Origin of the sequence: Macromonas nakdongensis, assembly GCF_002837145.1 — a bacterium.
Classification (GTDB): Bacteria; Pseudomonadota; Gammaproteobacteria; order Burkholderiales; family Burkholderiaceae_C; genus Macromonas_B; species Macromonas_B nakdongensis.
This window is the reverse complement of sequence record NZ_NWMV01000106.1, coordinates 1-11,668: the sequence shown is the minus strand read 5'-3', so window position 1 is coordinate 11,668 and position 11,668 is coordinate 1. Positions and strand designations below refer to the sequence as shown.

General features: G+C 68.3%; 11 protein-coding genes. 5 read left to right on the top strand and 6 right to left on the bottom strand.

The window, feature by feature from the left end; genetic code table 11:
- From CON77_RS13165 to CON77_RS13145, 5 genes are all read right to left on the bottom strand, one after another.
- Window positions 1-1,854, bottom strand: a 1,854-nt coding sequence (locus CON77_RS13165; protein WP_101049859.1) for an autotransporter assembly complex protein TamA, incomplete at its 3' end; no start/stop codon positions are given.
- Complete coding sequence (locus CON77_RS13160) at window positions 1,851-3,038, bottom strand: vWA domain-containing protein (protein ID WP_101049857.1); 1,188 nt, start codon at window positions 3,036-3,038, stop codon at window positions 1,851-1,853. The genes CON77_RS13165 and CON77_RS13160, both read right to left, overlap by 4 nt.
- 19 nt (window positions 3,039-3,057) lie before the next feature.
- Complete coding sequence (locus CON77_RS13155) at window positions 3,058-3,684, bottom strand: GNAT family N-acetyltransferase (RefSeq protein WP_101049855.1); 627 nt, start codon at window positions 3,682-3,684, stop codon at window positions 3,058-3,060.
- Entirely contained in the window at window positions 3,681-3,920 is a 240-nt protein-coding gene (locus CON77_RS13150) for a hypothetical protein (RefSeq protein WP_101049853.1), read from the bottom strand. Before CON77_RS13150 ends, CON77_RS13155 begins: the two co-directional genes overlap by 4 nt.
- A gap of 15 nt (window positions 3,921-3,935) precedes the next feature.
- Window positions 3,936-4,778, bottom strand: a complete 843-nt coding sequence (locus CON77_RS13145) for an AAA family ATPase (protein WP_101049851.1) — start codon at window positions 4,776-4,778, stop codon at window positions 3,936-3,938.
- Window positions 4,779-4,876: 98 nt separating this feature from the next.
- On the opposite strand from CON77_RS13145, the gene CON77_RS13140 reads away from it, so the two are divergent.
- From CON77_RS13140 to CON77_RS13125, 4 genes are all read left to right on the top strand, one after another.
- Complete coding sequence (locus CON77_RS13140; RefSeq protein WP_101049849.1) at window positions 4,877-5,542, top strand: c-type cytochrome; 666 nt, start codon at window positions 4,877-4,879, stop codon at window positions 5,540-5,542.
- A gap of 46 nt (window positions 5,543-5,588) precedes the next feature.
- Window positions 5,589-7,583, top strand: coding sequence for a TonB-dependent receptor plug domain-containing protein (locus tag CON77_RS13135; RefSeq protein WP_101049847.1), 1,995 nt, complete (start codon window positions 5,589-5,591; stop codon window positions 7,581-7,583).
- Window positions 7,584-7,644: 61 nt separating this feature from the next.
- Complete coding sequence (locus tag CON77_RS13130) at window positions 7,645-8,523, top strand: ABC transporter substrate-binding protein (RefSeq protein WP_198552378.1); 879 nt, start codon at window positions 7,645-7,647, stop codon at window positions 8,521-8,523.
- The gene (locus CON77_RS13125) at window positions 8,520-9,851 is read left to right on the top strand and encodes a sensor domain-containing diguanylate cyclase (RefSeq protein ID WP_101049843.1); all 1,332 of its coding nucleotides are present in this window, start codon (window positions 8,520-8,522) and stop codon (window positions 9,849-9,851) included. The genes CON77_RS13130 and CON77_RS13125 overlap by 4 nt, the downstream gene beginning before the upstream one ends.
- A gap of 33 nt (window positions 9,852-9,884) precedes the next feature.
- Here the strand turns inward: CON77_RS13125 and argH are convergent, their stop codons facing one another.
- Complete coding sequence (gene argH, locus CON77_RS13120; protein ID WP_101049841.1) at window positions 9,885-11,339, bottom strand: argininosuccinate lyase; 1,455 nt, start codon at window positions 11,337-11,339, stop codon at window positions 9,885-9,887.
- 138 nt (window positions 11,340-11,477) lie between these two features.
- On the opposite strand from argH, the gene CON77_RS13115 reads away from it, so the two are divergent.
- On the top strand, window positions 11,478-11,668 hold a 191-nt coding region (locus tag CON77_RS13115; protein ID WP_157826957.1), incomplete at its 3' end, for a response regulator.

Below are 11,668 nucleotides of genomic sequence, written 5' to 3'. Positions count from 1 at the left end.
GCTCAGGTGCAGGCGCAGTTGGCGCCGGTCCAGGCCGTAGGCCAGGTCGGCCTGCAGCGGGCCCACCGGGCTGTTGTAGCGCACGCCGGCACCCACGCCCACTTGGGGGTCCAGGTCGCGGGCGCGGTTGGCCACCGCACCGGCGTCGATGAACAGCGCGGTCTCCCAGGCGCTGCGCCGGCCCTGGATCCACACCGGGCGCTGCCACTCCAGGCTGGTCACGGCCAGGAAGCGCCCGGCCTCGACCCCGCCGCTGGCCAGTGGCACGCCGATGTCACGCAGGGCGTAGCCGCGCACGCTGTTGTCGCCCCCGGCGAGGAAGCGCTGCGTGGCCGGCACCGGGGTGTTGGCACGGCTCCAGATGCCGCCGCCCTCCAGACGCCAGGCCAGGCGGCTGGGCCGGCTGGAGCCACTCGCCAGCGGCCAGTACGCCTGCCACCGCACCCGGGCGCGCGTGTAGGGTTGGTGGTCCTGCGACAGGGTCAGCCCCAGGCCCAGTTCCACCGCCAGGCCGTGGCCGCGGGTGGGGGCGGTCGGGTGGTCGAAGGCGCGCCGCGTCCAGGTGTAGTGCGCGCTCAGCGCCGACTCGGGCACGCCGGTTTGCCCGAGCGCGGGGCTGTCCTCGCGGGAGCGGTCGTACTGCACAAAGAAGCTGCGGTCCAGGGCCGGGCCTGCCTGGGCCTGGCCCACGCGCCATTGCTGGCTGTGGGTGAGCAGGGGGTCGTCCCACTGGCGCTGCAGCTGCGCGCCGGTGATCCAGCGCCAGCCCTGGGCGTCGGGCGGTGAGCTGAATTCGGCGCCCAGGCTGCGGGCGTCGCGCTCCAGCTGCAGGCGCGTCACGGCGCGCCAGTCCAGTCCGGGCAGCCGGTGGTGGATGTGTTCCAGGCTCAGGCGGGCGCCGTTGTCGGTGCTCACCCCGGCGCCGGCGGTGATTTTCTGCAGGCGCGCTTCGCGCACCCGCACCTCCACCGGGCTGAGGGTTGGGTCGTCGCCCTCGCCCAGGACGACGAAGGCGGACTCGTAATAGCCGCTGTCCACCAGCCTTTGCTGGGCCGCCTGCAGCACGGTTTCGTCGTAGGGCCGGCCGGGGTGGACACCGGCCAGGCGCACCAGCCGTTCGGCCAGGGCCGGGTCGTAGCGGCGCTGGCCGCGGACCGTGACCGGGCCGAAACCATGGGCCGGGCCCGAGTCCAGCACCAGGTGGAGATGGGCGGCGTTGTTGGCGGGGTCGATGTCGGCCAGGCTGGTCTCCAGGCGCGCGCGCGGGTAGCGCTGGGCGCTGAAGCCGCGCAGGGCCCGCGCCTTGGCGCTGTCCCAGTCCGGTTGGCTGAACGCGGCCCCCACAGGCAGGCCCCAGTCCTGGTGCAGGCGCTGGCGCTGTTCAGCGGCCTCGGCCTCGTCGCGGGCGGCCCCCTGTAGCCACAGGTTCACCGTGGCGATGTGCGTGGCCGGGCCCGGTTCCACCTGCACCCGCACCACGGGTGGGGCGGGGGGCGACGGGTTCAACGCCACGGTCACGCGTGGGTTGAAATGGCCTTGCGTGCCCAGCAGGTCGCGCACGTTGTCGGGGACTTGCGCGACCAGGCGCTCCAGTTCCCCCGGGCTCAGGTCGGTCAGCGGCAGGAAGCGGGTCAGGGCCAGGTGGCGCTGCAGCAGGACGTCGAACGGGGCCGGGGCCTGCACCTCCAGGGTGAAGGGGGCCGCCGCCACGGGGGCTGCGCTGGGGGCTGGGGTCTGGGCCCGGGCGGCGGTGGCCGCGCCCCAACCCATCAGGACCGCCAGCAGCACCGGCTGCCACGCTGCGTGCCAGCGCCGGGCGGGGTCGCCCGCAGACCGGCGCAGCGGGGTGTTCACTTGGTCAGCGTCCGCATCGCCTCTTCCAGCCCCTTGAGGGTGAGCGGGTACATGCGCTGCCCCATCAGCTGCTGGACGATGGAGATGCTCTGACGGTACTGCCACACGCCAGGCGGTTCGGGGTTGACCCAGGCGAATTTGGGGAAGGCGTGTGTCAGCCGTTGCAGCCATTCGGCACCGGCTTCCTCGTTGTTGTATTCCACGCTGCCGCCGGGCTGCAGGATTTCATAGGGGCTCATGGTCGCGTCGCCCACGAAGATCAGCTTGTAGTCCTTGTTGTACTTGCGAATGACGTCCCAGGTTTCGAATTTTTCGGCGTAGCGGCGCTTGTTGTTCTTCCACACGTAGTCATAGACGCAGTTGTGGAAGTAATAAAACTCCAGGTGCTTGAACTCGTTTTTGGCGGCGCTGAACAGCTCTTCCACGCGCTGGATGTGCTCGTCCATGGTGCCGCCCACGTCCATCAGCAGCAGCACCTTCACGTTGTTGTGGCGCTCGGGCACCATTTTGATGTCGAGGTAGCCGGCGTTGGCGGCGGTGGCGCGGATGGTGTCGGGCAGGTCCAGCTCCAGCTCGTTGCCTTCGCGTGCGAACTTGCGCAGCCGGCGCAGCGCCATCTTGATGTTGCGCGTGCCCAGTTCCTGGGTATCGTCGTAGTCGCGGTAGGCGCGCTGGTCCCACACCTTCACGGCGCTCTTGTTGCCGCCCTTGCCGCCGATGCGGATGCCCTGCGGGTTGTGGCCGCCGTGGCCAAAGGGGCTGGTGCCGCCGGTGCCGATCCACTTGCTGCCGCCTTCGTGGCGTTCTTTCTGCTCTTCCAGCCGTTTTTTGAGCGTCTCCATCAGCTCGTCCCAATCCATCTTGGGCGCGTTCGCTTTCTGTTCGTCGGAGAGCAGGCGTTCCAGCTCCTGGCGCAACCAGTCGGCCGGGATGTCCTGGTTGAAGTCGGCCAGCATCTCCACGCCCTTGAAATGGGCGGCGAAGGCGCGGTCGAATTTGTCGAAATGCTTTTCGTCCTTCACCAGCGCGGTGCGGGCCAGGTAGTAGAAGTCGTCGAGCGTGCAGGCGTCGGGCGTGCGCGGGCCCACCACGTCCTGTTGCAGGCATTCCAGCAGGGTCAGGAACTCTTTCACCGACACCGGCAGCTTGGCCGCGCGCAGGGTGTAGAAAAAGTCGATGAGCATGGGGGTCTCCTCGCCCGCTTCAGGGGCCGCGCGGGCGGTCGAGCTGGTGGTCCAAGTGCGCGCGCACGGTCGGCCATTCGGCGGCGGTGATGCTGTAGATGCAGGTGTCGCGCAGGGTGCCGCGGGCCGCGGGGTGCTGCACGATCTGGTGGCTGCGCAGCACGCCGTCCAGTTGGGCGCCCAGGCGTTCGATGGCGCGGCGGCTGGCCTGGTTGAAGAAGTGGGTGCGGAACTCCACCGCAATGCAATCCAGCGCCTCAAAAGCGTGACCCAGCAGCAGGCGTTTGCACGCCGTGTTCAGGGCCGAGCGTTGCACCGACTGGCGGTACCAGGTGGAGCCGATTTCCAGGCGCCGGTTCGCGGCATCGATGTTCATGTAGGTGCTCATGCCCACGGCCCGGCCTTGCCAGGGGCCTTCGGCCAGCGACACCACGGCAAAAGGCAGCATGCTGCCCGCGGCGTGCAGGCCCAGGCGGCGTTCGATTTCCTGGGCCATGTCTTCGGGGCGCGGGATGAAGGTGAACCACAGTTTCCACAGTTCACCGTCGCGCACCGCCGCCACCAGGTCGTCGTGGTGGGCGGCGCTCAAGGGTTCCAGCCGCACGTGGGCGTTGGCCAGCGTCACCGGCGTGGTGAAGGCGTTCATGGTGGGCCCTGGTCGGAACCTGTTTTGGGGCGTCGCGCCAACCGCCAGCGCCGGGCCAGTTGCAGGCCCAATCCGCCGCCCAGGCCCACCGCGCCGATGCCGACGATGGTGGCCAGGTCGTAGCCTTCCGAAAAGGGGTCCAGACCCAGCACGCGCGCCAGCCCGTAACCGGCCAGGGCACCACCCAGGAAACCCACCGCGTCGGACACGCCTTCCACCAGCAAAGGGTTGCTCATCGTGGGCCTCCGGGTTCAGCGGTTGCGCTGGTTCATGAACACCAGCTTCTCGAACAGGGCAATGTCCTGCTCGTTCTTCAGCAGCGCACCCACCAGCGGCGGCACGCTCACCTTTTGGTCGGGGCTGTGCAAAGCCTCGGCCGGAATGTCCTCGGCCATCAGCAATTTCAGCCAGTCCAGCAGCTCGCTGGTCGAGGGCTTTTTCTTCAGGCCCGGCAGGTTGCGGATGTCGAAGAAGGTCTTCATCGCCGCGGTCAGCAATTCGTCTTTCAGGCCGGGGAAGTGCACGTCCACGATCTGCTTCATCGTGGCCGCCTCGGGGAACTTGATGTAATGGAAAAAGCAGCGGCGCAGGAAAGCGTCGGGCAGCTCTTTTTCGTTGTTGGAGGTGATGAACACCAGCGGCCGGTGCTTGGCTTTCACCAGTTCGCGCGTCTCGTAACAGTAGAACTCCATGCGGTCGAGTTCGCGCAGCAGGTCGTTGGGGAATTCGATGTCGGCCTTGTCGATCTCGTCGATCAGCAGCGCCACCGGCTGCTCGGCCGTGAAGGCCTGCCACAGGACGCCCTTGACGATGTAGTTCTGGATGTCGTGCACCCGGTCGTCGTTGAGCTGGCTGTCGCGCAGCCGGCTGACCGCGTCGTATTCGTACAGGCCCTGTTGCGCCTTGGTGGTGGACTTGATGTGCCACTGCAGCAGCGGCATGTCCAGCGCCGCCGACACCTCTTCGGCCAGCATGGTCTTGCCGGTGCCGGGTTCGCCCTTGACGAGCAGGGGGCGCTTGAGCTGGATGGCCGCGTTGACCGCGAGCATCAGGTCCTGGGTGGCGACGTAATTCTGAGATCCGGTGAATTTCATGGGCGGCGGCGCGGTGCGGTTCGGGTGGGGACCGGGGGACGAGTCTATATAATCTGGCGTTGATTTTTGTCAAACGTCCTTCTGATTGTGCTTGCAAAATGAACAAACCGTTGTCCCCCCTGCTGAAAACCGTTGTCGCAAGCGCGACCGTTGCCCTGTCTTTCGGCGCCGCCGCCCAGGCCACCGGTGATGTGAAGGCCGGCGAATCCAAGGCCGCCATGTGCATCGGCTGCCACGGCATTCCGGGCTACCAGAACAGCTTCCCCGAAATCCACAAAGTGCCCAAGATTTCGGGCCAGTCGGACAAGTTCATCGTCTCTGCCCTGGTGGCCTACCAGAAGGGCGAGCGCAAGCACCCCAGCATGCGCGGTATCGCCGGTTCGCTGAGCGAGCAGGACATCGCCGACCTGGCCGCCTTCTATGCCGGCCACAACCCCGGCGTGACCGCCCCCGAAACGGCCAAAGAGCCCAGCGCCGCCGTCAAGGCCCTGCTGGACAAGGGCGCTTGCATGTCCTGCCACGGTGCCAATTTCAGCAAGCCGGTCGATCCGAGCTACCCCAAGGTTGCCGGCCAGCACGCCGACTACCTTTACGTGGCCTTGAAGGCCTACACGGTGGAAGGCAACCAGGTGGTGGGCCGCGCCAACCCCATCATGGGCGGCATTGCCAAGCAGTTCACACTGGCCGAAATGAAGCAGCTCGCCAACTACCTGTCCACCCTGGACGGCGAGTTGGCGACCAAGCCGCAGTCGCGCTTCCGCTGAGCGGGCCGCCGCTGGCTGTCGTCAGGTGGGGTGGTAGCATAGGTCCATGACCGACGTGCCGCTGGCCACCCCGTTCCGGCGCCACCCCCTGGGGTGGCGCCGTGCTTTCATGGCCGCCGTGTGGACGCTGCTGGCCCCTCTGGCGCTGGCCCAAGAGTCGGCCCCTTCCGAGTTGGATTTTTTCGAGCCGGTGCCGGTGGTCCTCACGGCCACCCGCCTGGCCCAGCCCCTGAGCGACACGCCCGGCGCCGTCACGGTGGTCGACCGCGACACCATCCGCCGTTCCGGCGCCCGCACCCTGGCCGATGTGCTGCGGCTGGTGCCCGGCTACATGGTGTCGGGCTACAACGGCGCCAACCCGGTGGCGGCTTACCACGCCCCGCTCGACGAATTCGGCGCCCGCAACCTGGTGTTGGTCGACGGGCGTTCCGTCTATTCCATCACCTACCTGGCCGGTACCACCCGGGGCATGCTCGCGGTGCCGCTCGACGACATCGAGCGGGTGGAGGTGCTGCGGGGCTCCAATTCCGCGGTGTACGGCGCCAACGCCATGTTCGGCGTGATCAACGTGGTCACCCGCCACGCCGCCGACACCCAGGGCGCGGCACTGTCGCTCACCGCCGGTAGCAACGGCATCCGCGATGCCTTGGCCCGCCTGGGTTGGGGCGACGAACACGCCTCGCACCGGTTGACGGTGGCGCATCGGGCCGACGACGGTTATCGCTTTGTCCACGACGACACCCGCCAAGGCGGCCTGAGCTGGCGCTCCGACGCCCGCCTGGCGGCCGACACCGACTTGCTGTTCACCGCCGGGTACACCCAGATGCAACTGGGCGAGGGCGAGCCGGGCCGCTACGGCAACCCGCCACGCACCGTGGGCTGGCGCCAGGCCCATGTGCAGGCGGTGGTGACCCGCCAGCTGACCGAGACGGAGCAGGTCCGCTGGTCCCTGTCCTGGGACGAGGAGCGCGTTCGGGATGCCTACATCTACCAGGACCCGGACTTTTATCCGTCGCCGGATTACACGCCCGACATCCTGATCGATGCCGGTTCCTCGGAGCGGCGCCTCAACCTGGAGTACCAGCACCAGAAGAGCCTGGCCCCAGGGCTGCGGGCGGTGTGGGGCGCGGGCTGGAAGGAAGACTCGGCCGTGTCCCAGCCGCTGTTTTTCACGCCGGACCGGCTCGGGGTTCGGGACGCGCGGGTGTTCGGCAACGTCGAGTGGGCGTTCTTGGACCGGTGGTTGCTCAACGTCGGTGTGTTCGCCGGCCACAACAGCGACACAGGCAGTTATGCCTCGCCCCGTGTGATGTTCAACCACCACTTCCTGCCAGACCACACCCTGCGTTTCGGGGTATCCAGCGCGCAGAAGGCCCCCACGCTGTTCCAGTCGCATGCCAACGTCCGTTACTACCTGCCTGCTTACGCTCTCTACGTGCCCACCTTCGTGTCCAGCGGCCGAGTCCAGCCCGAGTCCTTGCACACCACCGAGGTGAGTTACTACGGCCGCTTCCCCGGGGCGGGCCTGACCCTGGACGTCCGGGCCTACGAGGAGCGCCTGAGCCAGGAAATCAAGGACCGCGAAACCGGCGTGGGCATGGAGAAAGATTTCCAGAACCTGGACGGTTCCAGGGTGCGCGGCTTCGAATACCAGGTCAAATGGGCCCTCGACGCCGACACCGATCTGCTCGTCAACCAGAGCTTCAACCGCCTCCAGCGATCGGGGGAGGGGGGCAATTTCGAGCGCCTGCCGCCCAGCCGCCTGAGCACGCTCGGCCTGATGCGGCGCTTGCCGCAGGGCTGGGACCTGTCGGTCTGGTGGTACAGCCAGTCCAGCATGATGTGGCGGGGCCTGAATTCCAGGCTAGGCAACACGCAGCGGCTCGACGCGCGTCTGGCCAAGCAGTTCCGTTGGGGCCACAGCCGTGCCGAGGCCGCCCTGACGGTGCAGGCCCTGGGCGGAGATCAGGCCGAGTTCACCAGCGAGGTGCCTTCGGTCTTCACCCGCCGGGCTTTCGCCACCCTGAAGCTGGAGTTCTGAGCTGAGCCCGCTGCGCCGCCAGTTGCTATGTTCCGCGGCTGTGCTGGCGGGGGGGCTGTGCGTGCCGGCGTGGGCACGCGGTCCGGTGGTCGAGGTCTTGTCTTCCGACTCGGGTGGGGTCTACGCCGAACTCGGGCGGGTCTTGCAGCGCGACACCGCCGCCCTGCCGGTGTCGCTGGCCTTGGCCGTGCGCGTGGGGGCCGTGGCCCCGGCGGTGATGCCGTCCCTGGTCGTGGCCCTGGGCACCCAGGCCCTGCGCGAAGCTGCGCAGCGCGCCACCCAGTCCCCAGCGTGGGCCGCGGTGCCCGTGCTGGCGGCCCTGGTGCCGCAGGCCGCCCACCGGGGCTTGGCGGTGGGCTTGCCCAAGGGGTCGTCCGCGGTCTGGCTGGACCAGCCGGTGGACCGTTTCCTGGTCCTGCTGCGCCAGGCCATGCCCCAGCGCCGGCGGGTTGGGGTCTTGCTGGGCCCGACGTCCTCGGCGCAGGAGCCGCTGCTGGCGCGGGCGGCGGCCCAGCGCGAACTCGAACTGGTCGTCGCCCGTGTGGCCAACGTGGCCACCGACCTGTATCCCGCCTTGCAGGTGTTGTTGCACAGCGCCGACGTCCTGCTGGCTCTGCCCGACCCACTTTTGTACAACACCGAGGCCTTGCAGAACATCCTGATCGCCTCATACCGCCAGCGTGTTCCCTTGTTGAGCTACTCCGCTGCCCATGTCCGCGCCGGCGCCACCCTGGCCTTGCACACCCCCATCGATCAGGTGTCGTTGCAGGTGGCCCAGGCCCTGCGTGCCTTTGCGGACGGCCGTGGCCTGCCCCCGGCCGAACTGGCCCAGGGCTTTGCCGTGGCCATCAACGAGCAGGTGGCCCGCTCCCTGTCGCTCGATTTCGGCAGCAGCAGCGAGTTGGAGGCCGCCGTGCGCCGCCTGGAGAAGCGCCCATGAAAATGAACAAGCAGGCCCTGGGCATCCGGTTGCGGCTGTGGCTGGCCGCGGCCTTGCCCGCGGTCATCGTGGTGCTGATGCTGCTTTTCGGCTTCCTCGAACGGCACGGCCGCGAACTCACCACCGCCCTGAGCGACCGGGCGCAGGCCTCGTCCAAGCAACTCGGCGGGGCCGCCGAATTCCCGCTGTTCGCGGGCGACGGCGAGAGCCTGCAGCGCCTGGTCGATGCCGCGCTGGCTGGCGACCCGCACATGCGCGGCGTGGCCATCTACCCCAACGACCCGGACCACAAGCGCATGGCCGGCAAACTGTCCTACCCCTTGCCCGATTTCGGCCCGGACAACCTGCTGCGCATCACGCCGCAGAACCTGCTGGTCATCCACCCGGTCTACCTGACCCTGGTGCCGAGCGACGACCCCTACCAGGCACAGGTGCCGCGCACCGCGTCCGGCGACAAAGGCCGCCTGATGGGGCATGTGGTGATGGAGTTCACCCTGGAGTCCCTGCTGCGGCAGAAGCAGGACGTGCTGCTGTGGTCGGTGGCGGTCACGGTGCTGGCCCTGCTGCTGGCCGCGGTGGTGGCCACCTTCATCGCGTCCAGCGTCACCGGGCCCCTCCAGCACATCAGCGCCGTGGTCGGGCGCATCGCCCAGGGCGACCTGTCGGCCCGGGCCGACGTGGAGCAGGTCGGGGTGATGGAGCCGCTGGCCGTGGGGGTCAATGCCATGGCCGAACGCGTGGCCTTGAACCAGGGGGAACTCCAGGCCCAGGTGCACGAGGCGACCCAGGAACTGCGCCGCCAGAAGGAGGCGGCCGAGATGGCCGCGCGCATCGACCCGCTGACCGGTGTGTTCAGCCGGCGCGCCTTCACCGAAGCCGCCGAAACCGAGATGCAGCGCGCCCTGCGTTACGGTCTGCCCTTGTCGCTCATCATGATCGACCTGGACCATTTCAAGGCCGTGAACGACACCTACGGCCACGCCATGGGCGATGCGGTGCTGGCCAGCTTCGCCCGCACCATCGCGCAGGAGGTGCGCGAGGTGGACGTGATCGGCCGCATGGGCGGCGAGGAATTTGTGGTGCTGCTGCCCAGCACCGAGGTGACCGAGGCGGTGCGGGTGGCCGAGCGCATGCGCCTGGCGGTGGCCAGTGGCGAGCTGCAGGCCTATGGCGACAGCCTGCGCTACACCGCCAGCTTTGGCGTGGCCGCCTTCGATCCGCGCGAACTCAGCCTGAACCGTTTCATGGACCGCGCCGATGCGGCCCTGTACGAGGCCAAGCGCGCCGGACGCAACCGGGTGGAACTGGCGCCGGCCCTGCCGGTCTGAAACGGCCGGCCCCGCGGCTGTTGCCGGGCCGGATCAGGCGCCCAGGCGGGCGCGGTGGCGTTCGATCTGCGCCTGCACCTGGGCCGGTGCGGTGCCGCCCAGGGTGTTGCGGGCGTTCAGGCTGCCGCGCAGACTCAGGCAATCGAACACGTCTTTTTCGATGGACGCGTGGAAGCCCTGCAGCACCGCCAGCGGCAGTTCCGACAGGTCCACACCGTGGCTGGTGGCGGCCTTGACCGCGTGGGCCACGGTTTCGTGGGCGTCGCGGAAGGGCACGCCTTTCTTCACCAGGTAGTCGGCCAGGTCGGTGGCGGTGGCGTAGCCTTTCTTGGCCGCGGCCTCCATGGCCGGCGCGTTCACGGTGAGGCCGCCTTCCTTGGCGCCGGTCGCGGGGTTGATCTGGCCACCGATCATCTCGGCGAAGATGCGCAGGGTGTCCTTCAGGGTGTCCACCGTGTCGAACAGCGGCTCCTTGTCTTCCTGGTTGTCCTTGTTGTAGGCCAGCGGCTGGCCTTTCATCAGGGTGATCAGGCCCATCAGGTGCCCCACCACGCGACCGGTCTTGCCGCGCGCCAGTTCGGGCACGTCGGGGTTTTTCTTCTGCGGCATGATCGACGAACCGGTGGTGAAGCGGTCGGCGATGCGGATGAAGCCGAAGTTCTGGCTCATCCACACGATCAGCTCTTCGCTCAGGCGGCTGATGTGCACCATGCACAGCGAGGCGGCGGCGGTGAATTCGATCGCGAAGTCGCGGTCGCTCACGGCGTCCAGGCTGTTCTGGCACAGCTGGGCCTCGCCGGCTTCATCGACCATGCCCAGGGTGCGCGCCACTCGGGCGCGGTCCAGTGGGTAGGTGGTGCCGGCCAGCGCGGCGCTGCCCAGCGGCAGGCGGTTGGTGCGGCGGCGCACGTCGGCCAGGCGTTCGGCGTCGCGGGCGAACATTTCCACGTAGGCCAGCAGGTGATGGCCAAAGCTCACGGGTTGTGCCACCTGCAGGTGGGTGAAGCCGGGCAGGATCACGTCCACGTTTTTCGCGGCAATCTCCACCAGGGCCTGTTGCAGCTCGGTCAGCAGGCCGCCGAGCACGTCGATCTCGCCGCGCAGCCACAGGCGCACGTCGGTGGCCACCTGGTCGTTGCGGCTGCGGCCGGTGTGCAGGCGCTTGCCGGCGTCGCCCACCAGCTGGGTCAGGCGCGCTTCGATGTTCAGGTGCACGTCTTCCAGGTCCAGCTTCCACTCGAAGGCGCCGGATTCGATTTCCTGGGTGATCTGGGCCATGCCGCGCTGGATGGCGGCCAGGTCGTCGGCGCCGATGATGCCCTGGGCGGCCAGCATGTCGGCGTGGGCCAGGCTGCCGGCGATGTCGGCCTGCCACAGGCGCTGGTCGAAAAACACGCTGGCGGTGTAGCGTTTCACCAACTCGCTCATGGGTTCGGAAAACAGGGCCGACCAGGCTTGGGATTTGGTGTCGAGTTGGTTGGTGGACATGGTGTGTGGGGGCCGGACGCACACAAGTGCGGCGTTTTTTGAAAGAATGGAAGGCGTGAAGGCACCAATTTTATCGGGCCAGGTCTGGCGGTGGCGCCAGCGGACGGACCAGGCCGGCGACGCGGGAGGAAAACGGCCGTGCGTGTGTTGATCGTGGACGACGAGCCGCTGGCGCGTGCGCGCTTGCGGGCACTGCTGGCCGATTGCCGCGCGCCGGGGTCGGCCGCGCCCTGGGCACTGGAGCTGGGCGAGGCCGGCGACGCGGTGCAGGCCATGGCGCAGTTGCAGCACCGCCCCTGGGACCTGGTGCTGCTGGACATCCACATGCC